Source organism: Sphingomonas sp. Leaf38 (assembly GCF_001421825.1).
Classification (GTDB): Bacteria; Pseudomonadota; Alphaproteobacteria; order Sphingomonadales; family Sphingomonadaceae; genus Sphingomonas.
Genome location: NZ_LMLD01000011.1, coordinates 819,122 through 845,509 on the forward strand (window position 1 = coordinate 819,122; position 26,388 = coordinate 845,509).

Below are 26,388 nucleotides of genomic sequence, written 5' to 3' on the forward strand. Positions count from 1 at the left end.
GGGAGACTTACTTCCTGTCCCGCCGCTTCTGATGTGAAGGTCGCTGCGCGACAAGCGCGACACCTCCGCGTCTCCGCGCGAACCCATTCCTCCTTCTCCCCGACACAGAAGAACCAATTGCCCGCCCCGCCCGCGCTTGCTATCGCGCCCGCATGCACCCGCCGCTCGAAACCACCCGCGTCACCCACGCCCGCGTCGCCTGCGATGGCGCCACCGACATTCCCGGCGGCGCAGCGCTCGGCCATCCGCGCGTCTGGTTGCAGATCGACGAGACCGGCTATGTCGATTGCGGCTATTGCGACCGGCGCTTCATCCTGGTCGGCGGGGCCGCCGATGGCGCGGACCAGTCGACATTGCGCGACCATGGGGATGGCGCAGGCCGCTAAGCCCCTTATATCTATCGGATGACGATAGCTGCAGACCCCCGCTCGTTCCTCTACCGCGACACGCTCGACCCCGAGCAGGCGCAGGCGCTGACCGCCAAGGCGCTCGGCAAGGCCGATGACGGCGAACTCTATCTCCAATACCGCAAGGCCGAGGCGTTCGGGTTCGACGATGGCCGGCTGAAGACCGCGTCCTACGATACGAGCTCGGGCTTTGGCCTGCGCGCGGTGTCGGGCGAGATGACCGCGTTCGCGCATTCGAACGAGATGACCCCCGCCGCGATCCGTCGCGCCGCCGAGACGATGGCGCTGATAGAGCCGGGGGTCGCCGCCAAGGCCAGCCCGCCACAGGGCACCAACCGCCACCGCTACACCGCCGCCGATCCGCTCGACCTCGTGCCGTTCGCGGACAAGGTGAACCTTTGCCAGACGATCGACGCCGCCGCACGCGCGCGCGATCCGCGTGTCGCGCAGGTCTCGGTCAGCCTGTCGGGGACGTGGTCTGTCGTCGAGATCGTCCGTGCGGACGGGTTCATCGCGACCGACGTGCGGCCGCTGGTGCGGCTCAACGTCTCGATCGTCGCCGAGCAGAATGGCCGACGCGAGACGGGCAGTTACGGGATCGGCGGCCGCTATCTCTACACCGACCTGTTCGAGCCCGCGACGTACAACCGCGCGATCGACGAGGCGCTGTCGCAGGCGCTGGTCAATCTCGACTCGATCGCGGCCCCGGCGGGCGAGATGACGGTGCTGCTCGGTAATGGCTGGCCCGGCATCCTGTTGCACGAGGCGATTGGCCACGGGCTCGAGGGCGATTTCAACCGCAAGGGCACGTCGGCGTTTTCGGGGCGGATCGGCGAGCGCGTCGCGGCCGAGGGCGTGACCGTCGTCGACGACGGCTCGCTCCAGGATCGCCGCGGGTCGCTGACGATCGACGACGAGGGTACGCCGACTCGCGAAACCGTGCTGATCGAGGATGGCATCCTCAAGGGGTATATGCAGGACCGGCTCAACGCGCGGCTGATGGGCGTCGAGGCGACCGGCAATGGCCGCCGCGAAAGCTATGCGCATGCACCGATGCCGCGGATGACCAATACCTTCATGAAGGCTGGCAACGACGATCCCGCCGAGCTGCTGAGCCGCGTGAAGAAGGGCATCTTCGCCAAGGCGTTCGGCGGCGGACAGGTCGATATCGTGTCGGGCAAGTTCGTGTTCAGCTGCACCGAGGCGTATCTGGTCGAGGACGGCAAGCTGGGCGCACCGATCAAGGGCGCGACGCTGATCGGCGACGGTCCGAGCTCGCTGACCAAGGTGCGCGGGATCGGCAACGATTTCGCGCTCGACGAAGGTATCGGGATTTGCGGCAAGGGCGGGCAGTCGGTGCCCGCGGGCGTCGGGCAGCCGACGTTGCTGGTCGACGGGCTTACGGTTGGTGGAACGGCGGCCTAATAGCCTGAGATCAGCATATCGAGCGCGGCCTCTATCTCGAACTGTGCCGCCTCGAGCGTGGCCACGGTGTCTTCGATATCGCGGACGTCGACTGCGCGGGCTAGCGTCGTGACCATCGTCAGGACTTCGCCGTTGATCGTGAAGCTGGGCGTCAGCCTCTTGAAAATCACGGCTTCGGTTGGACGGAGCGGCACGACGAAGCGCGTCTGCAGGTCCGACAGAAGATCCGATTGGCAATCAATGGCCAGCACGTTGCCGCGGATTCGATAGACGTCGAACTGTGCCACTCAGAGCGGCCGCAGATGCGCGAGCGGATCGCCATTCTCGTCGTACCAGCGGTTCCAACCGTCGATTGCTTCACGATTCTCTTCCTTCCAGCGCCGCTCCTGCTCGACCTTCGTAGCGTGCCGGATCGCTTGTTCGCTGATCTGCGAAAGGTTGAGTCCCGCTTCCCGTGCCGCCGCGACAATGCCGGTATCCAGCGACATATTGACCGATTTGCGCTTGCCGCTTGCGATTGGACCATGCTTCATGCGCACAGGTTATGCGCGGAACTGGGGCGCGTCAATTCGGAGTAGTTCGATGGAATTCTTTCCCGCGCTCACGGACGATCACCGCGCTTTCGTCGCGCGGCAGCCGGTGTTCTTCGTTGCGACCGCAGCGGAGGGCGCGCGGATCAACCTCAGTCCGAAGGGCATGGACAGTTTTCGCGTGCTCGATCCGACGACGGTCGCGTATCTCGACGTGGGCGGCTCCGGGAACGAGACCAACGCGCATCTGGCCGCGGACGGGCGGATCACGATCATGTTCTGCGCCTTCGATCAGCCGGCGCTGATCTTCCGCATCTATGGCACGGGTCGCGCGGTGCTGCCGCAGGACGCGGAATGGGCGGCGCTCTATGCGCAGTTCGCTCCGCTGCCGGGGACGCGGCAGATCTTCGTGATTGCCGTTAGCGAAGTCCAGACGAGTTGTGGATGGGGCGTGCCGTTCATGACTCTGGAGCGCGAGCGCCAGACGCTGTCGAAATATCACGCCAAGCAGACCGAGGCCGAGCGGGTCGAGGAACTCGCCGGCCCCGTCGCGAGCATCGACGGGTTGCCGGTTCGGCTTGGCACCGTACTGCCGGACCGCGTCAGCGCATGAGCCTCGCCGAACTGGGCCGATACGGTCGGAACGAGGCGCATATCATCGTCGGGCGGCTCGAGAGCGAGGGCATTCCCGCGGTGGCATTCGATGGCGGGATGTCGATCATGGAGGGAAGCTGGCTGCTGATCCCGGTGCGCGTCATGGTCGACGAGGATGATCTGGACGCTGCGCGGGGGATTCTGGCGGAACGGCCCTGACGCGATTGCTGGGTTGGGGGGTAGCATTGTAGCCACCCCCACCGGATCAGCCGCCCGCGCTGACCCGCCAGATCACGTTGCCGACATCGTCGGCCACCAGCAGGCCACCAGTCTTGTCGGTAATGACCCCGACCGGGCGGCCCTGCGCATCTCCGTCTTTGTTCAGGAAGCCGCCGAGAACGTCGACGGGCTTCGCGTTCGCCGCCGGGAAGCCGGTGTCGCCGAACGGCACGTACACGACCTTGTAGCCCGAGACGGGCTTGCGGTTCCACGAGCCATGCTCGCCGACGAACACCCCGTTGCCGAAGCGCGCACCGAGCTTGGCGTCGGCCGAGAAGGTCAGGCCGAGGGCTGCGACGTGTGGCCCCAGCGCATAGTCCGGGCGCTTCGAATATTGCTGGAGTGCGGGATTCTTCGGCTCGACGCGGGCATCGGGATACCCGCCCCAATAATACCAGGGCCAGCCGAAATTGTCGCCGAACTCGACCTGCGTCATGTAATCCGGCGCGAGATCCGAGCCGAGCATGTCGCGCTCGTTGACGACGGTCCACAGCCCGCCCGACTTGGGGTTGATCGCCATGCCGTTGGGGTTGCGCAGGCCGGCGGCATAGATCCGCCAGTTCTTGTCCTTCGGCCAGACCTGCAGGATGTTGGCGCGGTATTTCTCGGCGTCCATGCCGTTCTCGGCGATGTTCGACGACGAGCCGACGCCGACATACAGCGTCTTCCCGTCCGCGGCGGTGATGACGTTGCGCGCCCAGTGGTTGCCGCCTGGGTTGAGCTTGATGACCAGCTCGGGCTTCGCGGTGATCTTGGTCGCGCCGTCGGTATAGGGCACGCGGACGAGCGCATCGGTGTTGCCGATATAGAGCTGTCCATCGAGCAGCGTCATGCCGAACGGCGAGTTGAGCCCGGTCATGAACACCGACTTCGTCTCCGCGACGCCGTCACCGTTCGCGTCGCGTAGCAGCGTGATGCGGTTGGCCGAGGGGACGCCCGCACCGGCGCGGCCCATCAGCACCTTCATCACCCAGCCGGTGATCCCGCCGCCTTCGCGCGGTGGCGAGTTCGTCTCGGCGACCAGCACGTCGCCATTGGGGAGACGGTACATCCAGCGCGGGTGATCGAGCCCGGTGGCGAACGGCTGGACCTTCAGGCCCGCAGCGGGGGTCGGCATCGCGCCGTTCTGCCAGCCGACGACCTTGGCGACCTTGACGGTCGGGATCGTCTGGATGCGCGGGTCGGTGATCTTGGGCAGCTTGCCGGCAACCTGGTCCACCGACAATTGGGCGGTGTCGGGCCAGGCGAGATAGGTGACGCCCGCAGCGACCACGAGAAGGATCAAGCCCAGGACGATGAGGATGTGTTTGCGCATGGGCGGAGATTAGGGGGGCGAGCGGGCGGGGGCAATGGCAGGTTTGGGACACGCCGTGCGGTCATCAGCCCGCCATCCCCGCCGCGCCATTCCCTACCTGTCATCCCCGCGGAGGCGGGGAACCAGATACGCCAACGTCGGCGCATCACCGTACCGCCAGCCAGTATGGGTTCCCGCCTTCGCGGGAATGACGGGTGGGTACGAGTGCCGGTCGGTTTGACGCCTTTCGATTCTCCCCCGCCAGGGGGAGGTGGCAGGCGTCAGCCTAACGGAGGGGGCGGGAAGGGGGAACGGCTGTTCCGTGTCCGCCCCCTCCGTCGCCTTCGGCGCCACCGCCCCCTGGCGGGGGAGAATTTGCGGGGGCGAACGAAAAAGGGCCGCCGGCATTGCTGCCGGCGGCCCCCTTCAACACGCAAACGGCGCTTACGAGATCGCGGCGTCCTGTTCCGCGCGGACCTTGGCGAGGTCGAAGCGGTCGGCGTTCATCACCTTGTTCCAGACCTTCACGAACGCGCCCGCGAACTTCGCGCTCGCATCGTCGGCCGCATAGACTTCGGCGAGCGCCCGCAGCTGCGAGTTCGAGCCGAAGACGAGGTCGACACGGCTGCCGGTCATCGTCGTTTCGCCGGTCTTGCGATCGCGCGCCTCGAACGTCCCGTCACCAGTCGCGGTCCACTTCGCGGTGAAGCTCGTCCGCAGGAGGTTGCGGAAGAAGTCGTTCGTGAGCGTCTCGGGACGATCGGTGAACACGCCGAGCTTGGAGTCGCCATGGTTGGCGCCGAGCACGCGCAGGCCGCCGACGAGCACCGTCATCTCAGGGGCGGTGAGGCCCATCAGATGCGCGCGGTCGACCAGCAGCTCCTCCGCCGAATAGACCGACTTTTCCCCGACATAGTTGCGGAAGCCGTCGGTGCGCGGCTCGAGCGGCGCGAACGAGATCGCGTCGGTCTGCTCCTGCGACGCATCGGTGCGGCCCGGCGTGAACGGCACGCTCAGGTCGTGACCCGCCTTCTTGGCGGCTGCCTCAATTGCAGCATTGCCGCCAAGCACGATCAGGTCGGCGAGCGACACGGTCTTGCCGCTGCCGGCGAAGTCGCGCTGGATACCCTCGAACGTCGAGAGCGCCTTGGCGAGTTCGGCGGGCTCGTTGACCGCCCAGTCCTTTTGCGGGGCGAGGCGGATGCGCGCGCCGTTTGCACCGCCGCGCTTGTCGGTGCCGCGATAGGTCGAGGCGGACGCGAACGCCGTCTTGACCAGACGTGAGATCGACAGACCCGAGTCGAGGATCTTCGCCTTCAGCGCCGATACGTCGGCGTCGGAGAGCGGCTCACCCTCGGCAGCCGGCACGGGATCCTGCCAGATGCGGGGTTCGGCCGGGACTTCGGGGCCGAGCAGCAGTGGGTAGGGGCCCATGTCGCGGTGCGTCAGCTTGTACCAGGCCTCGGCGAACGCCTTGGCGAACTCGTCCGGATTCTCGTGGAAGCGGCGCGAGATCTTCTCGTACGCCGGGTCCACGCGCAGCGCGATGTCGCTGGTCAGCATCGTCGGGCGATGCTTCTTGGTGGCGTCATGCGCGTCGGGCACGTCCTCGGCCGCGTCCTTCGCGACCCACTGGTGCGCACCGGCGGGGCTCTTGGTCAGCTCCCATTCGTGACCGAACAGATTCTCGAAATACAGGTTGGTCCACTTGGTGGGCTCCTGCGTCCAGGTGACTTCGAGGCCGCTGGTGATCGTGTCGCCGGCATTGCCCTTGCCGTAGCTGTTCGCCCAGCCGAGACCCTGCATCTCGATGCTCGCGCCCTCGGGCTCGGGACCGATATAGGGATCGGGCTCGGCGGCGCCGTGCGTCTTGCCGAAGGTGTGGCCGCCGGCGATCAGCGCGACGGTTTCCTCGTCACCCATCGCCATGCGCGCGAACGTCTCGCGGATGTCGCGCGCCGACCCCATCGGATCGGGGTTGCCGTTTGGGCCTTCCGGATTGACGTAGATGAGTCCCATCTGGACCGCGGCGAGCGGATGCGCGAGGTCGCGGTCGCCCGAGTAGCGCTCGTCGGCGAGCCATTCGCGCTCTGCACCCCAGTTCACGTCGGTCGCGGGTTCCCACACGTCGATGCGGCCGCCTGCGAAGCCTGCGGTCTTGAAGCCCATCGATTCGAGCGCGCAATTGCCGGTGAGCACGAGCAGATCGGCCCAGGACAGGCTCTGGCCGTACTTCTGCTTGATCGGCCACAGCAGCATGCGCGCCTTATCGAGGTTCGCGTTGTCGGGCCACGAGTTGAGCGGCGCGAACCGCTGCTGCCCTGCGCCCGCACCACCGCGACCGTCACCGATCCGATAGGTGCCCGCGGCATGCCATGCCATGCGGATGAAGAGTGGGCCGTAATGACCGAAATCGGCCGGCCACCACTCCTGCGAGTCGGTCATCAGCGCGACGATGTCCGCCTTGACGGCTGCGAGGTCGAGCGCCTTGAACGCCTCGGCATAGTCGAAGTCGTCGCCCATCGGATCGCCGGCGGGCGGATTCTGGTGGAGCACCGAGACGTTGAGCTGGTTCGGCCACCAGGTGCGGTTGGTCATTTCGAACAGGACGGCGGGGCCGTCCATCTTGCCAGGCTCGTTGGTCGCCTGGTGCGACGAACCGCCATGCATCGGGCATTGGCCTGCGGTGGGTACTTCGGTGGTCATACCATCTCCAATTCAGCGTATTCTGACGTTGCGGCTGGTATGCCACTCGCACACTGATTGGGGAAATAGATTGCGTCGTCGGCAGTGATCGGGTGGGTGATATCTGCGCCGAGCGCATGAACGGCAAACGCGGTGCGAAATCGGCATCCGTTCCCCTCCCTGCCGGGGAGGGGAACAGCACGTCAGTCGTCATCCTCGATCGGGACGGCCGGCGGATGCAGCCGCAGCCGATTGATGCGGCGCTCGTCCGCATCGGTGATCTCCAGTTTCCAGCCGCTCGGATGATCGACGCATTCGCCGACTTGCGGCACGTGGCCGGCGAGCAACGCCGCCAGACCACCCAGCGTATCGATATCGCCATCGACCTCGGCGAGACGCGGATCGATCAGCTTGGCTGCGTCTTCGAGTTCGGCCCGCGCGTCGACATCCCAGGCGCCACCGTCGATCGGCGTCATCAGGACCTGCGGCGCATCGTCATGCTCATCCTCGATGTCGCCGACGATCTCCTCGATCAGGTCCTCGAACGTGACGAGCCCCTCGGTCCCCGAATATTCGTCGAGCACGATCGTCAGGTGGACATGCTTCTGCCGCATGTCCGCGAGCAGATCGAGCGCGCCGCGCGACATCGGCGCATAGAGCGGCTCGCGGATCAGCCCGGCGATCGACGCCGGATGCTCGGCGCCGGTCGCGAGGATGTTGAACACATCCTTGATGTGGACCATCCCGATGATCGTATCGAGGTTGTCGCGGTACACCGGCAAGCGGCTATGGCCCGCCTCGGCGAACAGCTTGACCAGGTCGGCGAACGGCGTGTCCTCCTCGACCGCGATGATGTCCGCGCGCGGCACGCCGACATCGCCCGCATCGCGCTCGCTGAAGTGGAGCAGGTTGCGGACCATCTGGCGTTCGAGCGGGGTCAGGTCGCCCTTGGCATCGGGGGCGGGGTCGCCCTCGTGCCGGTCGATCGCATCCTCGAGCTGGTCGCGGAGCGATTCGTCCGGGTTGCCGAAGATCAGGCCCTTGAGCCCGCGCCAGATACTGTCGCTACTATCGCCGTTACCGGCAGTGGGGCCATCGGCCATCGTGGTCGTCAGTCCTCTGTTATCAAATAGGGATCGTGGAGCCCGAGCGCGGCGAGCACGTCGCGTTCGATCTGCTCCATACCCTCCGCCTCGTCGTCGTCGATATGGTCATAGCCTAGCAGATGCAGCGTGCCGTGCACCATCAGATGCATCGCATGATCCTGGACCGAGATGCCGCGCTCCGCGGCTTCCGCGACGCAGACGCCGTGCGCGAGGATGATGTCGCCGAGCAGCACCTCGCCATCGTCCGAATTCTGCGTGATGGTTTCGAGCAGGTCGGCCTGTACCATCGGAAAGGACAAGACGTTGGTCGGCTTGTCCTTCTGGCGATACTGCTTGTTGAGCGTGTGGACCTCGTCGTCGGAGGCGAGCCGGAACGAGATCTCGACCGTGGCGGCGCTGGTCAGCAGTTCGCCGTGCGGCGTGCGCTCGATCGCCGCGGTCGCGGCGCGCTGGGCGAGCGCGTCCCAGTCCTGGTCGGGCCAGGGAGCTTCCGAAGAAAGCGCGATTTCGAGCATGCGGGTCCTTCCGGCGGAAACGTCAGGGCGAAATCATTACACATGCGGCAAAGTTCCGCACGCTTTACGGTATGCGGATGGTCCGGCGGCTATCCCGGGGTGTCCGGGATAGCCGCGCGCGGATCAGGCGTCGCTGCCCTCATAGGCTTCGACGACGCGGCCGACGATCGGATGGCGGACGACGTCGCCGACGGTGAAGCGGCACATCGAGATGCTCTCGACCCCCTCCAGACGGCGGACCGCGTCGGCCAGACCCGATGCCGCGACGCCGCCGGGGATGTCGACCTGCTTGGGATCGCCGCAGATCACCATGCGGCTGTTCTGACCGAAGCGGGTGAGGAACATCTTCATCTGCGCGGGCGTGGTGTTCTGCGCCTCGTCGAGGATCACGAACGCGTCCGCCAGCGTGCGGCCGCGCATGAAAGCGATCGGTGCGACCTCGATCTCGCCGCTCGCGATGCGGCGTTCGACCTGCTCGGCGGGGAGGCAGTCGTACAGCGCATCGTAGAGCGGGCGAAGATACGGATCGACCTTCTCCTTCATGTCGCCGGGCAGGAAGCCCAGCCGCTCGCCCGCCTCGACTGCGGGGCGCGAGAGGATCAGCCGCTGGACGCTGCCGGTGATGAGCTGCTGCACCGCCTGCGCGACCGCGACATAGGTCTTGCCGGTCCCTGCGGGTCCGAGCGCGAAGATCATGTCGTTGTTGGCCAGCTCGCGCATGTAGTGCGCCTGCGCGGGCGTGCGCGGCACGATCGTCTTCTTCCGCGTGCGGATCATGATCGGCGGGGCGCCGCCGCCGCCGGCATCCGCGCGGATGATCCCTTCGAGCACGGGTTCGTCCGCCATCGCGATCGACGCGTCGACTAGGCCCGTGTCGACATCCTCGCCACGCTGGATCCGGGCATAGAGATCGTGGAGCACGTCGCGCGCCTTGGCGACCTGTTCGGCGGTCCCCTCCAGCCCGATCTTGTTGCCGCGCGCGGTGATGTACACGCCGAGGCGATTTTCCAGCGCCACGAGATTCTGGTCGTACTGGCCGAACAGCCGGACGAGGAGTTGGGGCTTGTCGAACAGCAGTTCGACTCGGGCGCGGTCACCGGACTGGGCGGGAACGGGTTTGCGGCTCATGCGGTCCTTTCGGGGGCAAGCGTGTCGGATCGATGATCGGGTATGGCCGGGCCGACACGCATCACGCCTGGGATGGCGTTCGACCAGAGATGAGCATGGGAGCCCGCGCGTTCAAGCGGTGCCGGGGCACCCGCCTGGAGATGATTCGAGTCGCGTGGGCGAAGCTGCATCGGGGGCGAGTGTGGCAGGGGATTCGGGTGGTGGACAGCGGTAGTTTTCGTGCGGTGCGCGAAGGTTGGGGTGGCGTTGCCCGAAAGCCTCAGGGGGGCGATGTGGCGGACGCCACCAACGAAACCAGCCGCTGTACCACCCCGGCGGAGGCCGGGGTCCAATTGGAAAGGTCGATGTAACGAGGGATCGTCCGTCGTTATTGCCGGTCCCCAATTGGGCCCCGGCCTTCGCCGGGGTGGTGAAATAAGGTGGGGGCGGTTTCAGGCGGCTTGGGCGATGCGTTCGATGCCGGTGAGGGAGTTGGGGCCGGCGGCGGCGAGGGTTACCTCGACCAGGTCGCCGATCGCTTGGTCGCCGATCAGGTGGACCGATTGCAGCCAGGGCGACTTGCCGATCAGCTGGCCGGGGAGCTTGCCGGGGCGTTCGAGCAGGACGGTGCAGGTGCGGCCGACCGTGGCAGCATTGAAGGCGTGCTGATCGCGGTTGAGCGCGGCCTGGAGGCGCTGGAGACGCTCGTCCATCACCGCCTCGGGGACCTGCTCGACGATCGACGCGGCGGGGGTGCCGGGGCGCGGGCTGTATTTGAAGCTGTAGGCCTGCGCATAGCCGACCGCATCGACCAAGCTCAGCGTATCCTCAAACTCGGCATCGGTTTCGCCGGGGAAGCCGACGATGAAGTCGCCCGACAGCGCGATGTCGGGGCGTACCGCGCGGACTTGGTCGAGCAGGCGGAGATAGGAGTCGCGGGTGTGCGACCGGTTCATCGCCTTCAGCACGCGGTCGCTGCCCGCCTGGACGGGGAGGTGGAGGAACGGCATCAGGCTCTCGACGTCGCGGTGCGCGTCGATCAGGCCCTGCGTCATGTCGTTGGGGTGGCTGGTGGTGTAGCGGATCCGCGCGAGGCCGGGGATGCGGTCGAGGTCGCGGATCAGGTCGTGAAGGCCGCGCCCCTCTGGAGTATTGGCGTTTTCGGACCAAGCGTTGACGTTCTGGCCGAGCAGCGTGATCTCGCGTGCGCCAGCGTCGACCAGCGCCTTGGCCTCGTCGACAATCGCGGCGAACGGCCGGCTGATCTCGGCGCCGCGGGTGTAGGGGACGACGCAATAGGTGCAGAACTTGTCGCAGCCTTCCTGCACCGTCAGGAACGCCGACGGCGCGACTTTCCGGCGGGTCGGGAGCGCGCCGAACTTCGACAGCAGCGGCATGTCGGTGTCGAGCGACGGCGTGCCCGCGGCTGCCTTGGCGACGAGCTCGGGGAGGTTGTGATAGGCCTGCGGACCGACGACGATGTCGACCTTGGCGCGGGTGAAGATCTCCTGCCCCTCGGCCTGCGCGACGCAGCCGGCGACCGCGATCATCGGCGTCTTGCCGTTCTTGCGCAGCTGGTCCTTCCGCAGGCGGCCGATGTCCGAATAGACTTTTTCGGTCGCGCGCTCGCGGATGTGGCAGGTGTTGAGGACAACGACGTCGGCGTCGACCGCATCGGCTTTGGTGAGGCCCTGCGCGGCCATCAGTTCGGCCATGCGCTCGCCGTCATAGACGTTCATCTGGCAGCCGAACGATTTGACGTGGTAGGTCTTGGGTTTCGAGGTCATGCGCGCGCCCTATCAAATTTGCGGCGGCGGGGGGAGAGGGCGTCTTAGGGCCCCGGTATTCAAGCGTACCTCCAAGGCATCAGAAGCACCTCCCCGGCGGAGGCCGGGGTCCAGTTGGGGGACGTCGCTAACCACGGGCGGCGCTTCGTTACTGCGACCTTTCCAACTGGGCCCCGGCCTTCGCCGGGGAGGTGTTTGCGTTTGGGATGGGCGGAAACGATAGGGTCAGAGCGCTTCCATGCGGCGGCGGGCTTCGGCGGCGATGGCCTTGCGGTCGCCATAGTCCGCGGGATCGAAGTCTTCTGCGAAGTGCAATGTCGCCACGAAGCTGCCCCGGCGTTTCAGGACGCGGGCGGCGTGGTGCTGGCCGGGTTCGTCGCCGACCCAGGCGAGTTCGTGCGTCGCCGCGCCATAATCGATACGGACCGGCTGTATCCTGACGCCGGGCGGCGGCGGATCGAGCGCTGCCAGCAGCGCGGCCTTGAAGGGGAGGAGCGTGGTGCCGTCGCCGGTCGTGCCCTCGGGAAAAAGCGTGACGGGCCGATCCGCCGCCAGCGCGTCGCGGATTTCGGCGATCTGTGCGGTCACCGCCATGCGGTCGGCCCGGCTGACGAAGATGGTGTGGTTGAGCGTGCAGAGCCAGCCGACCAGCGGTACGCCGCGGAGTTCGGACTTCGCCACGAACGCGCTGCCGGTCGCCCCGGACAGAAGCAGAATGTCGATCCAGCTCAGGTGGTTCGAGACGAATACGACGTCGTGGCGGAGCGGCGTGCCGGCGATGCGGGCCTTGGCCCCCACGATCCGTGCGACCAGTCCCAAGAAGCGCGGCGGCCAGGGCGACGTGCGCCCGAACAGTCGCCATGCGCCATGCACCGGAAGCGCCAGCACGAGCGCCGACACCAGCGCCGTCAGTCGCGCCGCAAGGCGTATCCGGCCGATCGCCTTCAGTCCTTGCGAGCGAGCGCCACGCCGTAAAGCTCCATGCGGTGATCGACCAGGCGAAAGCCCAGCTTCTCCGCGATCGCCTTTTGCAACTGCTCGAGCTCGGGATCGACGAATTCGATCACCTTGCCGCTCTCCACGTCGATCAGATGATCGTGATGCGCCTCGGGGGCGGGCTCGTAGCGCGCGCGACCATCGCCAAAATCATGGCGGTCGAGGATCCCGGCTTCCTCGAACAGGCGGACGGTGCGGTAGACCGTCGCGATCGAGATGCCCGGGTCGATCTGCGACGCGCGCTCATAGACCTTCTCGACGTCGGGATGGTCGTCCGCCTCGGACAGCACGCGCGCGATGACGCGGCGCTGCTCGGTGATGCGCAGGCCCTTCTCGTTACAGAGGGCTTCCAGATCGATCTTGCGCGGCATGTGTCTTTCCCTTGTTGAGGGCCATGTAGGGCGTTCGCGCTGTTGCGAAAAGGGATAGTGACTCGCAATAAGCCTTAGCTGTTGATATCTTTCGAATATGTATGTGCGTCATACGCGACGCCGGTCTTGCCGCGATAATAAGCGCGGCGTTCGCCCACCTTCGCGAAGCCGTGTGTAACATACATCTTGACCGCGTCGTTGCCGGCACGGACCTCGAGATGAAGTTTGGCGATGGCCCCGACCGAGCATTCGGCGATGGCGGCGCGGATGAGCGCGGTGCCGACGCCCCGACGGCGATAGTCGGGGGCGACCGCGATCAGCAGCAGCTCGGCTTCGTCGGCGACCGATCGGGTCATCGTGAAGCCCGCGGGGACGTCGTCGACGAACGCCAGCGTCAGGTGGACGCCGGTTAGCGCGAGCACGCCGAGGAACTGGCTGCGCGTCCACGCCTCGCCGTAGCGCGGGTCGAACGCCTGCGTCATCAGCGCGTCGACGATCGCGAGATCGCGGGCGTCACCGGTGCGCAGCGTGACGCTGCGCGTGGCGGCCTGTCGCGTCGCCATTATTTCGCGACCGAGGGTTTGGCGTCGGGTGCGCGACCGTAGATCGGGCTTGGCGACAGCGCAGTAAGTTCCGCGGGAAGCAGGATCGCGGCGGCGGCGTCGGGCAGCGCTTCGGTGAGGTCCAGGCCGTCATCGAGCGCGGCGAGCCAGCGCACGCCGTTACCGACCGCGCGGCGGCCCGCCAGCGCGGCGAGCGCAGCCTCGGGCTTCAGCGATACCATGGCGGATCGCGGCGACAGATCGGCGGCAAAGGCCTGCATGAAGACCTCGCCATGCCCGCCTTCCATGACCACCGCACTATCGTCGGTTAAGCGATCTGCGAACCCCGCGGCGGCGATCAGCGGGAGTGACGAAAATCCGGCGATCTGCGCGCCCCAGCCGAGCGCGAGGCCGCGCGCGGCGGCGATCCCGACGCGCACGCCGGTGAAGCTGCCGGGGCCGCAATCGACGAGAATGCGATCGGCGCGGCCACCATCGGGCAGGCCCGCGATCATCGGGATGAGCCGCTCGGCATGGCCACGCCCGACCACGTCGTGCGCGCGCGCGATGACGGCGCCGTCCTCGATCAGCGCGACCGAGCAGGCAGTGGTGGATGTTTCGATTACCAGAATGCGCATGTCTTATTCCCTCTCCCACTCGGGGAGAGGGTCAGGGTGAGGGGCGCCGCGACCGCCGTCCTTCCCAACGGCCCCTCACCCCGACCCTCTCCCTGCGGGGGAGAGGGAGCAGGTCTCTCCCCCTCAGGCGATGCTGTTGAACTTCGCGAAATCGGGACGCGGCGACCGCGCGTAGATCGTCGCGGGATCGCCGTGGCCGAGCGTCGCGATGAAATTGGTCCGCACCGCCGGCGTCTCGTGGAAGAACGCCGCATCGACCTTGCCTGCATCGAAACCCGACATCGGCCCGGTATCGAGCCCGAGCATCCGCGCGGCGATGATCAGATATGCGCCCTGCAACGTCGAGTTGCGGAACGCGGACGCCTCACGAAGCTCGGCATTGCCGTCGAACCAAGCCTTGGCGTCGGCGTGCGGGAACAGCTCGGGCAGATGCTCGTGGAAATTGGTGTCCATGCCGATGATCACCGACACCGGCGCCTTGAGGATCTTAGGCTGGTTCTGCGCGCTGCACGCGTCGGCAAGCTTCTGCTTCGCCGCGTCGCTGGTCACCCAGATCAGCCGCGCCGGAAGCTGGTTGGCCGACGTCGGGCCCCACTTCATCAGATCCCAGATCGCGTGGAGTTCGGACTCGGCGACGGGCTCATCGGTATAGCCGTTATAGCTGCGCGCATCGCGGAAGACCGCGTCGAGCACATTATCGTCGACGATCATCAGACGGCTCGCACTTCGGTGACTTCCGGAACGTAATATTTCAGCAGCTGCTCGATGCCGTTCTTGAGCGTCGCGCTCGACGACGGGCAGCCTGCGCATGCGCCCTGCAGCTGGAGGAACACCTTGCCCTTGTCGAACCCGCGATAGACGATGTCGCCGCCGTCATTGGCGACGGCGGGACGGACGCGCGTATCGATCAGTTCGCGGATCTGTGCGACGATGTCGGCATCCGCGGGATCGTCCGACAGCGTCGGCTCGTCGGAGGGCACCGAGAAGCCGGCGCGCGCGGGCTTGAACAGCGGCATTGCGGCGGAGAAATGATCGAGCAGGATCGCCAGCACGTCGGGCTTGAGATCGGACCAGGCGACGCCCGGCGCGGCGGTCACCGACACGAAGTCGCGGCCGAAGAACACGCCGGTCACATCGCCGAGATTGAAGATCGCCTCGGCCAGCGGACTGGTCTCGGCCTCCTCAGGGGTGGCGAAGTCGCGCGTGCCGGCGTCCATGACGGTGCGTCCCGGCAGGAACTTCAGCGTCGAGGGGTTCGGGGTGGATTCCGTTTCGATGAGCATAGGGGGCATGTGGCCCGACGGCGGCACCGGATCAAGCGTGGAACGGGAAACCGTTTCTTTCGGGCGATGTGCGATAGCGGGTGTTGGGGTAGCGGTGTCGTGTATTTCGGCCGTCTCAGACGTCGAGCTGTTTCACCGCGGCGTTCCAGCTGCCGATGTTGCGCACCGCATCCTGGACGAACGCCGAACGACGGACGATCCCGAGGAACAGGTTGGCGATCCACTTGCCCGGGTTGCGCAACGGACGTTCGACCTGGATCAGCAGCACCACGCGCGTCCCACTGGTGTCGTTCCACACCTCGTGCTGGTAGGTATCGTCGAACACCAGCGTTTCGCCTTCCGCCCAGCGGACGGTGCGATCGTGGACGCGCATCCTTACGTCGCCGTCGCGTGGCACGATCAGCCCGAGGTGGCAGGTGATCAGGCCCTTGGTGACCCCGCGATGCTCGGGGATATGCGTGCCTGGCGCAAGGATCGAGAAAAACGCGCTGTTGAGGCCGGGAATACGCGCGACCGCCGCCGCCGTCTGCGGGCAGCGCGCGAGACTCTCTTCGATCGGATAGCCATAGCCATAGAGGAAGAACGAGCGCCATTTGTCGACCTCGGCGATCGAACGGTGATCGGGCGAGATCGTTGCCAGGCTGGGCGACGCGTCGCCTTGCAGTGCGACCTGCACCGCCTCGTCGCGGATCGCCGTCCAGCTGTCACGCAGGTCCGCGGTCCAGGCGAAGTCGCGGACATCGAGCACCGGGTCGTTCGAAACCAGCGACGAGGATGCGATCATCCGGTCGAACACGCCGCGCAGATGCTTGCCGACGCGGATGATCAGCGGGCGGTTGGCCTCGGCGACCATCGGTGTGCCGGGCCTGGGTGCACCCGAAAGGATGTTCAGATCGGGTAGGCGGGCGCTGTGTCGTACGGCCGTCTCGCCCGAATCCCGCCACATTGAAGTCTGCCCCAGTTTGGCTTCGACCGTCATCTCTACCCTGTATCCTGGCGCATCATGGCGCCGATCCCCTTGTCGAAGCACGATATACCCGCGGTGTTGGACGAAATGATGGCATCGCCGCACCGCGCCGGAGGCGAGCACTGGCGAGCGACGTCCGCGGGCGCTACAGATGCCCGATGGTGTCTTTCTCGCGCTTGTATCGCGCTCCCGCCCTGCTTCCCGTCATCCTCGGCCTCGCCCTTCCGGCGAGCGGCCAGATGTCGACGCCGCAGGCCGTCTCCGCCCCCGCGAAGGAGGCGCCGACGCTTCCCGAACTGACCGGGATCGATACGACCGCGTGGCTCTACAAGGGCAGCGACCTCACCCGCGACCCCGAGTGGAAATTCGGCACGTTGCCCAACGGCATGCGCTTTGCGGTGCGCAAGAACGGCGTGCCGCCCGGCCAGGTCTCGGTGCGCGTGCGGATCGACGCGGGCTCGCTCAACGAGACCGACAGCGAACGCGGCTTTGCGCATTTCATCGAGCATCTCTCGTTCCGCGGCTCCGAATACGTCCCCGACGGCGAGGCCAAGCGCGTGTGGCAGCGGTTCGGCGCGACCTTCGGGTCCGATACCAACGCGCAGACCACGCCGACCTCGACGACGTTCAAGCTCGACCTGCCGTCGGCGACCGAAGCGGGGCTCGATGAGAGCCTGAAGATCATGTCGGGGATGATGGAAAAGCCCGTCATCACCGATGCGTCGGTGACCGCGGAGCGTCCCGTCGTGCTCGCCGAACAGCGCGAGCAGCCAGGGCCGCAGGTGCGCTTCGGCGATGCGATCCGCGCGACCTTCTTCGCCGGACAGCCGCTCGCGGACCGCTCGCCGATCGGCAACATCAAGACGCTGGAGGCCGCCACGGGCGCCACGGTGAAGGCGTTCCACGATCGCTGGTATCGCCCCGAGAATACCGTCGTCATCATCTCGGGCGATATGGACCCGGCGCTGTTCGGGCGGCTGATCGTCAAGAATTTTGCGGATTGGAAGGGCATCGGCCCAGTCACCCCCACGCCCGATTTCGGCAAGCCCGATCCGAAGGCGCCGGTGTCCGCGACGATCGCCGAACCGGCGATTCCCGCGGTGGTGACGCTCGGCGTGGTGCGACCTTGGGAGTATAAGGACGACACCGCGATCATGAACCAGAAGCGGCTGGTCGACGTGCTGGCCACCCGCCTGATCAGCCGCCGCCTCGAAACGCGCGCGCGCGCCGGCGGCAGCTTCCTCCAGGCGGGCGTGTCGATCGACGACGTGTCGCGCTCGGCGAACCTGACCAGCGTCAACATCGTACCGATCGGCACCGACTGGGAGGCGGCGCTGAAGGACGTCCGCGCGGTGATCGCCGACGCGCAGACCAACGCGCCGAGCCAGGCCGAGGTCGATCGCGAATATGCCGATTTCGACACGATCATGCGCACCAGCGTCGAGACCGCGAAGGTCGAGGCGGGGTCGAAGCAGGCCGACGACATGGTCGGCGCGCTCGACATTCGCGAGACGGTGGCCGGGCCGGAAACCTCGTACAAGATTCTGCAGGACGCCAAGGCGAAGGGCATGTTCACGCCCGCCACGCTGCTCGCGTCGAGCAAGGCGATCTTCGAGGGCACCGCGACGCGCGCGCTGGTGAACACGCAGACCCCCGACGCGGGCGCCGCGGCGAAGCTGGCGACGGCGTTGAAGGCGGACGTTTCGGGCCTGGCGGGCAAGCGCCGCGCGCAGGCGGCGGTCGATTTCTCGAAGCTGCCGTCGCTCGGCAAGCCGGGCGTCGTGGCAAGCCGCGAGAAGATCACCGCGTTCGACATGGAGCAGGTGAACTTCGCCAACGGCACGCGCGTGCTGCTGTTCCCCAATGCCGGCGAGACCGGGCGCGTCTATGTCCGCGTGCGGTTCGGTGGCGGCTATACCGCGATCCCGTCGAACCGGCCGACACCGGCCTGGGCGGGTGATCTCGCGCTCGTCGCAGGCGGTATCGGCAAGCTCGATCAGGGCGATCTCGACCAGTTGACCGCAGGGCGGCGGATCGGGCTCGACTTCGGGATCGACGACGATGCGTTCACGCTGAACGCGATCACCTCGCCGACGGATTATGCGGATCAGCTGCGGCTGATGGCGGCGAAACTCGCCTTCCCGGCCTGGGATCCGGCACCGGTCGCGCGCGCGCGGGTGGCGGCGCTGGCCGGGTTTGCCGGCTATGATTCGTCGCCCGACGGCGTGTTGTCGCGCGACCTCGAAGGCCTGCTGCGCGCGGGCGATCCGCGCTGGGGAACGCCGTCGAAGGCGACCGTCGAGGCGCTCACCGCGAAGGACTTTCGCGCGTTCTGGGCGCCGATCCTGAAGACCGGACCGATCGAGGTCTCGATCTTCGGCGACGTGAAGGCCGAGGACGCGATCGCCGCCGTCGCCAAGACGTTCGGCGCGCTCAAGCCGCGCGCCGCCGTGTCGACGGTCGGCGCGCCAGTCGGCTTCCCCGCGCACAACACGACTCCCGTGATGCGCGCGCATACCGGGCCGGAAAACCAGGCGGCGGCGGTGATCGCCTGGCCGACCGGCGGCGGGATCGACAACATCGTAGAGGCGCGCCGGCTCGACGTGCTCGCGCAGGTGTTCAGCGACCGGTTGTTCGAACGGCTGCGACAGGCGGCGGGCGCGAGCTACAGCCCGAACGTCTCGAGCCAGTGGCCGGTCGGGATGAGCAGCGGCGGGCGGATGGTCGCGATCGGGCAGGTCGCGCCCGACAAGGTGTCGTTCTTTTTCCAGATTGCGCGGCAGATTGCGGCTGAACTGATTTCGACGCCGATCGCGGCCGACGAGCTCGACCGGATCAAGAAGCCGATGGGGCAATATATCCTGCGCGCCTCGACCGGGAACCAGTTCTGGTTGCAGCAGCTTGGCGGCGCGACGTTCGACCCACGCCGGATCGCGGCGACGCAGCGGATCGCGTCGGACCTCGTAGCCACCACGCCGGTCGAGCTGCAGGCGACCGCGGCGAAGTATCTGCGGCCCGAGAAGGACTGGACGATGGCGGTGGTGCCGACTGCGGCGAAGAAGTGACCTCCTTCCCTCTCCCTGCAGGGGAGAGGGAAGGAGGAGCCTCTTGGCGACGGGAGGGTGAGGGCACGGGCTTTGCGCCGGCTTCGTGCTTTCCGCCAGCCGCGTGCCCTCGTCCTCCCACACGCAAGTGCGTGCCCCTCCCTCTCCCCCGAGGAGAGAGGGGTTTGAGTTTAGGCCTTGTACAGCGCGTCTAGCCTCTCGCCATAGGCCTGTTTGATGACGTGCCGACGGATCTTCAGGCTTGGCGTGAGCTGCTCGTTCTCGATCGTGAACGGACCATCCGCCAGCACGAACCGGCGCACGCGCTCGGTTACCGTCAGATCGGCATTCACCCGCTCGATGGCATGTCCGATCGCGGTGCGGAACTCGCTGTTCTCCGCCAGCCGCGAAAAGCTGCACGCATCGCCGTTCCGCGCGCACCATTCCTGCGTCCATTCGGGATCGGGCACGACCAGCGCGACCATGTACGGCCGCTTGTCGCCGGCGATCATCGCCTGCGCGATCTCGGGCTGGAGCGTGAGCATCCCCTCGACCTTTTGCGGGGCGACGTTCTCGCCCTTGTCGTTGATGATCAGGTCCTTCTTGCGATCGGTGATGCGGATCCGGCCGCGCTCGTCGATCTCGCCGATGTCGCCGGTGTGGAGCCAGCCGTCCTTGAGCACCTTCGCGGTCTCGGCATCGTTGCGCCAATAGCCGTGCATGACCAGTTCGCCGCGGACCAGGATCTCGCCATCCTCGGCGATGCGGACCTCGGTGTCCTTGAGCGCGGGGCCGACTGAGTCCATCCGGACGCCCGCCTTGGGACGATTGCACGAGATGACCGGTGCGGCCTCGGTCTGGCCATAGCCTTGCAGGAAGGTGAGCCCGAGCGATTCGAAGAACAGCCCGACCTCGGGGTTGAGCGGTGCCCCGCCCGAGATCATCGCCTTCAGCCGGCCGCCGAATTTCTTCGAGATCTTCGGCTTGAACAGCGTCGCGACCACCGCCTGCATCGGCCGGTCGATCAGGCGGAGGCGACCGGCATAGCGCTTGCCGCCGATGTCGAGCGCGCGGGCCAGGAGGTAGGCCGACGCGCCGCCCTGTTTCTCGATCGTCTTCGAAATGCGCGTGCGCAGGACCTCGAACAGGCGGGGCACGACGAACATGATCGTCGGCCGCGTCTCCTCGATGTTCGCGGCGAGCTTTTCGAGGCCCTCGGCATAATAGATCTGCCCACCGAGCGAGATCGGGAAATGCTGGCCGCCGGTGTGCTCATAGGCGTGGCTGAGCGGCAGGAACGACAGGAAGACCTCGTCGTCCCAGCCGAAATCCTCGGAGATCACCGCGGCGCACCCGGCGCAATTGTGCAGGATCGCGCCGTGGTGCTGCATCACGCCGCGCGGCGCGCCGCCGGTGCCCGAGGTGTAGATGATGCAAGCGAAATCCTCGCGCGTGAAATCGGCGCGCGCGGCGGCGGTCTCGGGCGCGGTCGGATGCGCGGCGATCAGCGCGTGCCAGTTGTGGAAGTCGATCGAGGAAGGAACCTTCATGTCCTCGAGCCCGATGACCGTGTGCGCCTGGTTTGAGCGGATGACCGCGGGAAGCAGCGTCTTGGCCAGTTTCGCGGTCGAGACGATGATCGCGCCGGCGCCCGCATTCTCGATGATGTGGAGGTGATCGCGCTCGGTGTTGGTGACGTAGGTCGGCACCGTGACGCAGCCCGCCGCCATGATCGCGAGGTCGCTGAGGCACCATTCGGGGCGATTCTCGCTGACCAGCATGACGCGGTCGCCGCGTTTAAGGCCGATCGCGGTAAGTGCGGTGGCAAGGCTTGCGACTTGGCGCGCGGCATCGGCCCAGCTGGTGGCGACCCAGGCCCCGCTCGTCTTGGTCCACAGGAACGGCGCGGCGCCCTTCTCCGCGGCGCGCGCGAAGAACATCGTGACAAGGTTCGGGAATCGTTCGAGCTGGCGCGGCATGATCTCTCCCTGGGCGCACCGCGAGCCGACGCGCCTCGTTACCGCCCTTGTAGGCGAGAAGCCTTGCGCCGGACAATCGCCGACACCGTCGATGACGTCCGCCGCTTCAGATGCTCGCGTGCTCGATCGCGGTCAGACGCGGACATACCTAAAATACCAGACCTCATGCCCCTGCCGCCGCGCTTTCCGCTCGTACCGCGTTTCGGGCCAGTCGGCGGGGCGCGTGAGGAAATCATGCGGCGTTTCCGCCTGCCAGACAAAATCGCGACGCGCATTCATGATCATCATCGACCAGCGGCAATAGGTCGGGTCGTCGGTGCCGAGCCGGAACTCCGCGCCGGGTTTCAGCTTGGCCGCGATCGTGTCGAGCGGCCCATGGTTGACCATGCGCCGCTTGGCATGGCGCGCCTTGCGCCACGGATCGGGATGCAGCAGGTACAGCCGGTCGAGGCTCGCATCGGGCAGCCGCTCGATGACCTCGAGCGCATCGCCCATGTGCAACCGCACATTGGTCAATGCGCCATCGCGGATATGCGCGAGCGCGCCCACGACGCCGTTGAGGAACGGTTCGCAGCCGATGAACCCGATCTCGGGATTCGCCGCGGCCTGACCCGCGAGATGCTCGCCCGCACCGAAGCCGATCTCGACATGCAGCGGACTGTCTTGGCCGAACAGCATCGCGGCGGTGATCGCACCCTCTTCGGGCACCGACAGGTCGGGGAGCGTTTCCTCGACAAGGGCGGCTTGGCCAAGCCGGAGCTTGTGGCCCTGGCGGCGCCCATAGAGGCGGCGGATAATGGAAGGATCGGTCATCGCCGCGCGCTCTAGCGCCGTGCGCGCGCAGGCGCAAAGCGTCGCGCGGATGTTTCCGCATTTGCGCGACCGGACTCTGGCATTGCCGCGGCGCTTGCCGTACCGGATGCTGCATGGGCGATCTGGACAGGCTGGTTCCATCGGGAATCATCGAGCAATGGGTCTATCACCTGCGGCGCCAGCGCGCGCGCGCGCTAGATGCGATATGGTTGATCGATCAGGGCTTCACGCTGCACGACGGGCAGGGCGGTACGCCGCGGCACGATGCGACCGCACGGTGGCGCGCCGAGCAGGAGACCGTGGTCGAGGAAGTGACCGCGTTGCTGGCGCTGTACGACGGAATCAATCTGGGTAAGGTCGACGCCGACGTTCTGGCGGACTGACGTCGGGCAGCCGTCTCACGGCTGGTCGCCATAGCTTTGCCGGATGAGCCATCCGGTCGTGCGCAGCGACGAGCTTTGCGGCATTTCGGGATCGGCCATGCCGACGACCTGCTCGGCCGAGGTCATGAGCTGGGCATGGCGATCGCTGAGCAACAGGTGCGCAGTCCGGCCACGCGCCGTTTTCGACCGCTCGGCGAGGTGTTTCTCCTGAAGCGCGCGATCACGGTGATAGGCGACGCGGTCGCGCCAGGCGTCCGCGGTCGTCGGCGTCTCGGTATGATCGTCCGTCATGTTCGTCTCCAGCACCGTCTGGAGATCGATGTAGATCAGTTTAGGCGCAGTTACCCGGCGTGGTTAACGCGCGGCCGGGGGCGCGGGCTGGCCATCAGCCGAGCTATCGATGCGACGAAGATAGCGGCGCGGGGTGGTGCCAAGAAATCGATTGGCATCGCGCAGGAAGTGCGACGCGTCGAAATAGCCGAACGCCGCCACCGAGGCGAAGTCCAAGTGCGTTTCCTGGAACCGCTCGAGCGCCGCGATGAAACGACGGCGCATGAGCAGCGTCTTCGGTGGGAAGCCGAACCAGCGCAACGCGATGCGGCGTAGGTTGTGCGGCGACGTCGCGAGTTGCTGGGCCGCGGTTGCCGCATCGTAGACGACACCGTCGTCGATCAACCGCATTAACGGTAAAATCAGCGGCCAGTTGCCGCCATCGGCCGATGCGATGTCGCGCGCGACGATCGTCTCGGCGAGCCGCGCGACCGCCGCCAGCGCGATATCGGTCGGGGCTGCGTCGACCAGTCCGTCGAGGCACGATATGCCGAGATCGCGCGCTCTGATGATGCGATCGGCTGTCGTCGCCGCGATGGTCCCGGTGAGGCGCGACCAGTCCAGCGGGCTCAGCGGAATTTCGATCGGCGCGGGACCATCGATCTTCAACGCGACCGGGCGGCTGGACGGACCGACGATCGCGACATCGGGCAGCCGGTCATAGCGCCGATTGCGGATGGTGGCGGATACGCGCGTCTGTTCGGGGATCAGCAGGATCCGTGCGGTTCCGGGCAGGCGCGACACGTCGACCGGGCCGGCAGGCCGCGGCTGCGGATTGGCGAGTGCGTCGATCCGCGACCGCAGCGCGCCCTCGACCGAGCATGATGGCGGCATCATCCCTTCGGCAATGGAGGGCGAGCGCATCGGAAAAACCAGCATCGTTATATCCCATTATCGAATGCGGATCGGCTATCGACCGCATGCCGTGTGACCGACACTTGATCCAGATTGTACAACGGCGAAATGTCCACCGGGCTCAACTTTGAGACATCGGAACAATTGTTACGGGGAAAATCCTGATATCTCCAGCAGCTGCGGACGGGCGTTCAGGCGTCGGCGCGCGGGGCGCATGATCACGAGACTAGCGCGATCAGCTGGGCCAGCCCGTTGGTGCCGGTCTTGGTGACGATCGCGGCGCGGTGGTTCTCGATCGTCTTGATGCTGAGACCGAGTGCGCCCGCGATCGCCTTGTTGCTGTGGCCGCACACGAGCAGGTCGAACACCTGCCGCTCGCGCGTCGTCAGCGTCGCGGTCCGCCGGCTGAGCAAACGGCGGCGGTTCGACCAGGCAACCCCCTCGGCCACCGCGATCAGCAGGCGGTCTTCGTCGATCGGCTTTTCGAGATAATCGAGCCCGCCATAACGCCGCACGCTGTCGACCGCGTTGGCGGTGGTCGGCCACGCGGTCATGAACACCAGCGCGACATCGGGATCCAAGTCGCGCAGCGCATCGGCGAAGGTGAAGCCGTCCATGTCGCCCATCATCACATCGGAGATGATGCAGGCGGCGTGCCCGCTCGTATAGTCGCGAAGCAATGCGGCGGGCTCGGCGAACGCCCGCGCGGCGTGGCCGTGGCGGGCGAGCAGCCGCGCGACGCTGGCCCCGAGATCGATGTCGTCGTCGAGCACGTAGACCGTCGCCGGTTCAGCGGTGGAAGCGATCATGTGGCATCTCCGACGAGCGATCCGACGAGGGGAAGGGTGATGATATGCGCGATCCGCGCCGGACCGCGATCCGCGCGCGCGAGCGTCCCGCCATGCGCCTCGACGATCGCCTTCGCGACCAGCGAGCCGACGCCCATGCCTTCATGCACCAGCGGGTGATCGGTACAGTGGTTGACGACCGCGATCGCGGCGTGCCCGCCGTGATGCGTGTCGAACCGCGCATCGCGGCAGGTGACGGTGATGTCGACGATCCCGTCGTCGGTCGCCTGGACGGCGTTGCGGACAAGATTGACCAGCGCCTGCGCGATCTCGATCTCCTGTGCCAGTACGGTCCATTCGGGATCGATGGGCGCGATCCGGATCGTCACGCCGGCGACGCTCGCTTCGGGCCGGACCAGCGCCTGGACGGTATCGAGCAACGTCGCGACCGGCAGCAGCGACGGCTCGTCGACCGCGCGCCCGCCGAACCGCCTGAGCCTACGGACCAAGGTCGACAAGGTTGCGGTCTTGCGTTCGATCAGGACAGCGGTCTCGGCGATCTCGGCGTCGGCGTGCGCGCTTATCTCGACCAGATGGCGCGCCTCGATCGCCAGCGTCGACAGCGGCTGGCTGATCTCGTGGATGACCGCGACCGACATCGCGCGCAGCGTCTTGAGGCGTTCGGCCTGGAACAGCATCCGGTCGCGCCGGGCGACGGCGGCGAGCGCGCGTGCCTCGGCATCGGCGAAGCTGCCCGCGAGATAGCCGACCACCGTGACCGCGGCGAGGCTCATATGCAGCGCGAGCCGCTGGTCGACGGGCATCGCCCCGGTGGTCTCGGGCAGGACGAGGATCGCGGTGGTGACGATCGCAGCCCAGGCGGCGGCGCGACCAAACCGCAGCCCGATCCAGGCGATTGCGAGCAGCACAGGGGTTGCCGGAAGACCAAGGCCGATCGTCGCGAGCATCGCCACCAGCCCGAGCGACATCCCGAGCACGAGGATTGCCTCGGCGACATGCGCCCGCGACGGAAAGATCGCCGGCATCACCGTCTTGCCGTCGGACAGGTCGGCGAGCCACAGCAGCGGTGGCGCGACCAGCAGGACGCCGAGCATGTCGCCGACCGCGAACCCGGTCAGCGAGGCGATGACGTCCCGGACGTTTGCGACATTGGTGATGTCGGGCCGGACAATCGACCAGGGCAGCGCGAACGTGACGGCAGTGATCGGCGCGAGGACGGAGGCGAGACCGAGCGGCATCGGCGCGGTCGCCAGACTGCCGCTTGCACCCGCCGCGAGCCGGCGGACCACCGCGACCGCGACGCCGTACGCGATCACCGGGCTGGCGATCCCGAACATTTCGCGCGGCCAGTCGGGGTGGCTGAAGACGACGATCCCCGTCAGGCACTGGACGACGATCTCGGTCAGCGCGGCGGCAGGGGCAAGGCGCGCTCCGAACCGCCAGAACAGCGCGAGGCGAACGCCGGCAGCCGGGAACCACAAGGAATAATAGCCCGCGCCGCCCCACAGGATCGCGAGCCGGTGCAGCGCGAAGAAGGCGACCCCATAGCCGGCGAGCAACAGCCACTCGCGATCGCGCGGGATCCAGCGAGGACGCCCGCGCACCGGACTGTCCGCAGCGGGAGCGACAGGAAGGAAAGCGATCGGCAT

General features: G+C 66.9%; 27 protein-coding genes. 6 read left to right on the forward strand and 21 right to left on the reverse strand.

Annotation, left to right across the window (positions count from 1 at the left end):
- Positions 1–152 precede the first annotated feature (152 nt).
- A complete protein-coding gene (locus tag ASE88_RS11150; RefSeq protein WP_031393477.1) occupies positions 153–386 on the forward strand; it encodes a zinc-finger domain-containing protein in 234 nt (77 codons plus the stop codon).
- 18 nt (positions 387–404) lie between these two features.
- On the forward strand, positions 405–1,832 hold the full coding sequence (gene tldD, locus ASE88_RS11155; protein WP_056478127.1) for a metalloprotease TldD: 1,428 nt from the start codon (positions 405–407) through the stop codon (positions 1,830–1,832).
- On the opposite strand, the gene ASE88_RS11160 is transcribed toward tldD, so the two are convergent.
- Complete coding sequence (locus ASE88_RS11160) at positions 1,829–2,119, reverse strand: CcdB family protein (RefSeq protein ID WP_056478129.1); 291 nt, start codon at positions 2,117–2,119, stop codon at positions 1,829–1,831. The genes tldD and ASE88_RS11160 overlap by 4 nt on opposite strands.
- Positions 2,120–2,365, reverse strand: coding sequence for a type II toxin-antitoxin system CcdA family antitoxin (locus ASE88_RS11165; protein WP_056478131.1), 246 nt, complete (start codon positions 2,363–2,365; stop codon positions 2,120–2,122).
- Between the two features lie 49 nt (positions 2,366–2,414).
- On the opposite strand from ASE88_RS11165, the gene ASE88_RS11170 reads away from it, so the two are divergent.
- Positions 2,415–2,975, forward strand: a complete 561-nt coding sequence (locus tag ASE88_RS11170) for a pyridoxamine 5'-phosphate oxidase family protein (protein ID WP_055873160.1) — start codon at positions 2,415–2,417, stop codon at positions 2,973–2,975.
- Positions 2,972–3,175, forward strand: a complete 204-nt coding sequence (locus ASE88_RS11175; protein WP_055873159.1) for a DUF2007 domain-containing protein — start codon at positions 2,972–2,974, stop codon at positions 3,173–3,175. Before ASE88_RS11170 ends, ASE88_RS11175 begins: the two co-directional genes overlap by 4 nt.
- A 46-nt stretch (positions 3,176–3,221) precedes the next feature.
- Here ASE88_RS11175 and ASE88_RS11180 read toward each other — a convergent pair whose 3' ends face one another.
- The 13 genes from ASE88_RS11180 to ASE88_RS11245 all read right to left on the reverse strand — a co-directional run bounded on the left by ASE88_RS11180 (position 3,222) and on the right by ASE88_RS11245 (position 16,412).
- Entirely contained in the window at positions 3,222–4,550 is a 1,329-nt protein-coding gene (locus tag ASE88_RS11180) for a PQQ-dependent sugar dehydrogenase (protein ID WP_056478132.1), read from the reverse strand.
- Between the two features lie 423 nt (positions 4,551–4,973).
- On the reverse strand, positions 4,974–7,235 hold the full coding sequence (gene katG, locus ASE88_RS11185) for a catalase/peroxidase HPI (RefSeq protein WP_082466505.1): 2,262 nt from the start codon (positions 7,233–7,235) through the stop codon (positions 4,974–4,976).
- 182 nt (positions 7,236–7,417) lie between these two features.
- Positions 7,418–8,317: a hemolysin family protein gene (locus ASE88_RS11190; RefSeq protein WP_055873149.1), complete on the reverse strand. Its 900-nt coding sequence runs from the start codon at positions 8,315–8,317 to the stop codon at positions 7,418–7,420.
- 8 nt (positions 8,318–8,325) lie between these two features.
- Positions 8,326–8,835, reverse strand: a complete 510-nt coding sequence (gene ybeY / locus ASE88_RS11195; RefSeq protein ID WP_056478137.1) for an rRNA maturation RNase YbeY — start codon at positions 8,833–8,835, stop codon at positions 8,326–8,328.
- A gap of 123 nt (positions 8,836–8,958) precedes the next feature.
- Positions 8,959–9,963, reverse strand: a complete 1,005-nt coding sequence (locus ASE88_RS11200; protein ID WP_055873144.1) for a PhoH family protein — start codon at positions 9,961–9,963, stop codon at positions 8,959–8,961.
- 431 nt (positions 9,964–10,394) lie between these two features.
- The gene (miaB, locus tag ASE88_RS11210; RefSeq protein ID WP_082466507.1) at positions 10,395–11,729 is read right to left on the reverse strand and encodes a tRNA (N6-isopentenyl adenosine(37)-C2)-methylthiotransferase MiaB; all 1,335 of its coding nucleotides are present in this window, start codon (positions 11,727–11,729) and stop codon (positions 10,395–10,397) included.
- 225 nt (positions 11,730–11,954) lie between these two features.
- Positions 11,955–12,629, reverse strand: coding sequence for a lysophospholipid acyltransferase family protein (locus ASE88_RS11215; RefSeq protein ID WP_235527911.1), 675 nt, complete (start codon positions 12,627–12,629; stop codon positions 11,955–11,957).
- Positions 12,630–12,673: 44 nt separating this feature from the next.
- A complete protein-coding gene (locus ASE88_RS11220) occupies positions 12,674–13,096 on the reverse strand; it encodes a Fur family transcriptional regulator (protein ID WP_055873135.1) in 423 nt (140 codons plus the stop codon).
- Between the two features lie 74 nt (positions 13,097–13,170).
- Positions 13,171–13,659, reverse strand: coding sequence for a GNAT family N-acetyltransferase (locus ASE88_RS11225; protein WP_056478143.1), 489 nt, complete (start codon positions 13,657–13,659; stop codon positions 13,171–13,173).
- Complete coding sequence (tsaB, locus tag ASE88_RS11230; RefSeq protein WP_056478145.1) at positions 13,659–14,276, reverse strand: tRNA (adenosine(37)-N6)-threonylcarbamoyltransferase complex dimerization subunit type 1 TsaB; 618 nt, start codon at positions 14,274–14,276, stop codon at positions 13,659–13,661. The genes ASE88_RS11225 and tsaB overlap by 1 nt, the downstream gene beginning before the upstream one ends.
- A 123-nt stretch (positions 14,277–14,399) precedes the next feature.
- Positions 14,400–14,987: a malonic semialdehyde reductase gene (locus ASE88_RS11235; RefSeq protein ID WP_055873125.1), complete on the reverse strand. Its 588-nt coding sequence runs from the start codon at positions 14,985–14,987 to the stop codon at positions 14,400–14,402.
- Positions 14,987–15,559 carry a NifU family protein gene (locus tag ASE88_RS11240; RefSeq protein ID WP_056478147.1) on the reverse strand — a complete coding sequence of 191 codons (573 nt, stop codon included), beginning with the start codon at positions 15,557–15,559 and terminating at the stop codon, positions 14,987–14,989. The genes ASE88_RS11235 and ASE88_RS11240 overlap by 1 nt, the downstream gene beginning before the upstream one ends.
- A gap of 115 nt (positions 15,560–15,674) precedes the next feature.
- Entirely contained in the window at positions 15,675–16,412 is a 738-nt protein-coding gene (locus ASE88_RS11245) for an aspartyl/asparaginyl beta-hydroxylase domain-containing protein (RefSeq protein ID WP_056478149.1), read from the reverse strand.
- Between the two features lie 272 nt (positions 16,413–16,684).
- Between ASE88_RS11245 and ASE88_RS11250 the strand changes: the two genes are divergently transcribed.
- Entirely contained in the window at positions 16,685–19,591 is a 2,907-nt protein-coding gene (locus tag ASE88_RS11250) for a M16 family metallopeptidase (RefSeq protein ID WP_056478150.1), read from the forward strand.
- 170 nt (positions 19,592–19,761) lie between these two features.
- On the opposite strand, the gene ASE88_RS11255 is transcribed toward ASE88_RS11250, so the two are convergent.
- Together ASE88_RS11255 and trmB are read right to left on the reverse strand one after the other, a co-directional pair.
- A complete protein-coding gene (locus tag ASE88_RS11255) occupies positions 19,762–21,549 on the reverse strand; it encodes an AMP-dependent synthetase/ligase (RefSeq protein ID WP_056478152.1) in 1,788 nt (595 codons plus the stop codon).
- A gap of 132 nt (positions 21,550–21,681) precedes the next feature.
- Entirely contained in the window at positions 21,682–22,362 is a 681-nt protein-coding gene (trmB, locus tag ASE88_RS11260; protein ID WP_056478154.1) for a tRNA (guanine(46)-N(7))-methyltransferase TrmB, read from the reverse strand.
- A 113-nt stretch (positions 22,363–22,475) separates the two neighbouring features.
- Here trmB and ASE88_RS11265 point away from each other — a divergent pair, with 113 nt between their 5' ends.
- A complete protein-coding gene (locus ASE88_RS11265) occupies positions 22,476–22,745 on the forward strand; it encodes a hypothetical protein (RefSeq protein ID WP_055873109.1) in 270 nt (89 codons plus the stop codon).
- 15 nt (positions 22,746–22,760) lie between these two features.
- Here ASE88_RS11265 and ASE88_RS11270 read toward each other — a convergent pair whose 3' ends face one another.
- The 4 genes from ASE88_RS11270 to ASE88_RS11285 all read right to left on the reverse strand — a co-directional run bounded on the left by ASE88_RS11270 (position 22,761) and on the right by ASE88_RS11285 (position 26,388).
- Positions 22,761–23,036, reverse strand: a complete 276-nt coding sequence (locus ASE88_RS11270) for a hypothetical protein (protein ID WP_156357009.1) — start codon at positions 23,034–23,036, stop codon at positions 22,761–22,763.
- Between the two features lie 63 nt (positions 23,037–23,099).
- Positions 23,100–23,954, reverse strand: coding sequence for a helix-turn-helix domain-containing protein (locus tag ASE88_RS11275; RefSeq protein ID WP_055873103.1), 855 nt, complete (start codon positions 23,952–23,954; stop codon positions 23,100–23,102).
- A gap of 194 nt (positions 23,955–24,148) precedes the next feature.
- The gene (locus ASE88_RS11280) at positions 24,149–24,739 is read right to left on the reverse strand and encodes a response regulator transcription factor (RefSeq protein ID WP_055873100.1); all 591 of its coding nucleotides are present in this window, start codon (positions 24,737–24,739) and stop codon (positions 24,149–24,151) included.
- On the reverse strand, positions 24,736–26,388 hold the full coding sequence (locus ASE88_RS11285) for an MASE1 domain-containing protein (RefSeq protein ID WP_156348126.1): 1,653 nt from the start codon (positions 26,386–26,388) through the stop codon (positions 24,736–24,738). The genes ASE88_RS11280 and ASE88_RS11285 overlap by 4 nt, the downstream gene beginning before the upstream one ends.

Excerpts from the sequence above, each read along its gene's own strand:
- ASE88_RS11280 (WP_055873100.1), bottom strand. The coding sequence starts at position 24,739 with ATGATCGCTTCCACCGCTGAACCGGCGACGGTCTACGTGCTCGACGAC.
- trmB (WP_056478154.1), bottom strand. The coding sequence starts at position 22,362 with ATGACCGATCCTTCCATTATCCGCCGCCTCTATGGGCGCCGCCAGGGC.
- katG (WP_082466505.1), bottom strand. The coding sequence starts at position 7,235 with ATGACCACCGAAGTACCCACCGCAGGCCAATGCCCGATGCATGGCGGT.
- ASE88_RS11200 (WP_055873144.1), bottom strand. The coding sequence starts at position 9,963 with ATGAGCCGCAAACCCGTTCCCGCCCAGTCCGGTGACCGCGCCCGAGTC.
- ASE88_RS11245 (WP_056478149.1), bottom strand. The coding sequence starts at position 16,412 with ATGGTCGCCGAGGCCAACCGCCCGCTGATCATCCGCGTCGGCAAGCAT.
- ASE88_RS11150 (WP_031393477.1), top strand. The coding sequence starts at position 153 with ATGCACCCGCCGCTCGAAACCACCCGCGTCACCCACGCCCGCGTCGCC.
- ASE88_RS11165 (WP_056478131.1), bottom strand. The coding sequence starts at position 2,365 with ATGAAGCATGGTCCAATCGCAAGCGGCAAGCGCAAATCGGTCAATATG.
- ASE88_RS11180 (WP_056478132.1), bottom strand. The coding sequence starts at position 4,550 with ATGCGCAAACACATCCTCATCGTCCTGGGCTTGATCCTTCTCGTGGTC.
- ASE88_RS11265 (WP_055873109.1), top strand. The coding sequence starts at position 22,476 with ATGGGCGATCTGGACAGGCTGGTTCCATCGGGAATCATCGAGCAATGG.
- ASE88_RS11275 (WP_055873103.1), bottom strand. The coding sequence starts at position 23,954 with ATGCTGGTTTTTCCGATGCGCTCGCCCTCCATTGCCGAAGGGATGATG.
- ASE88_RS11285 (WP_156348126.1), bottom strand. The coding sequence starts at position 26,388 with ATGCCGATCGCTTTCCTTCCTGTCGCTCCCGCTGCGGACAGTCCGGTG.
- ybeY (WP_056478137.1), bottom strand. The coding sequence starts at position 8,835 with ATGCTCGAAATCGCGCTTTCTTCGGAAGCTCCCTGGCCCGACCAGGAC.
- miaB (WP_082466507.1), bottom strand. The coding sequence starts at position 11,729 with ATGACCTCGAAACCCAAGACCTACCACGTCAAATCGTTCGGCTGCCAG.
- ASE88_RS11170 (WP_055873160.1), top strand. The coding sequence starts at position 2,415 with ATGGAATTCTTTCCCGCGCTCACGGACGATCACCGCGCTTTCGTCGCG.
- ASE88_RS11220 (WP_055873135.1), bottom strand. The coding sequence starts at position 13,096 with ATGCCGCGCAAGATCGATCTGGAAGCCCTCTGTAACGAGAAGGGCCTG.
- ASE88_RS11175 (WP_055873159.1), top strand. The coding sequence starts at position 2,972 with ATGAGCCTCGCCGAACTGGGCCGATACGGTCGGAACGAGGCGCATATC.
- tsaB (WP_056478145.1), bottom strand. The coding sequence starts at position 14,276 with ATGCGCATTCTGGTAATCGAAACATCCACCACTGCCTGCTCGGTCGCG.
- ASE88_RS11235 (WP_055873125.1), bottom strand. The coding sequence starts at position 14,987 with ATGATCGTCGACGATAATGTGCTCGACGCGGTCTTCCGCGATGCGCGC.
- ASE88_RS11250 (WP_056478150.1), top strand. The coding sequence starts at position 16,685 with ATGGTGTCTTTCTCGCGCTTGTATCGCGCTCCCGCCCTGCTTCCCGTC.
- tldD (WP_056478127.1), top strand. The coding sequence starts at position 405 with ATGACGATAGCTGCAGACCCCCGCTCGTTCCTCTACCGCGACACGCTC.
- ASE88_RS11240 (WP_056478147.1), bottom strand. The coding sequence starts at position 15,559 with ATGCTCATCGAAACGGAATCCACCCCGAACCCCTCGACGCTGAAGTTC.
- ASE88_RS11225 (WP_056478143.1), bottom strand. The coding sequence starts at position 13,659 with ATGGCGACGCGACAGGCCGCCACGCGCAGCGTCACGCTGCGCACCGGT.
- ASE88_RS11190 (WP_055873149.1), bottom strand. The coding sequence starts at position 8,317 with ATGGCCGATGGCCCCACTGCCGGTAACGGCGATAGTAGCGACAGTATC.
- ASE88_RS11270 (WP_156357009.1), bottom strand. The coding sequence starts at position 23,036 with ATGACGGACGATCATACCGAGACGCCGACGACCGCGGACGCCTGGCGC.
- ASE88_RS11255 (WP_056478152.1), bottom strand. The coding sequence starts at position 21,549 with ATGCCGCGCCAGCTCGAACGATTCCCGAACCTTGTCACGATGTTCTTC.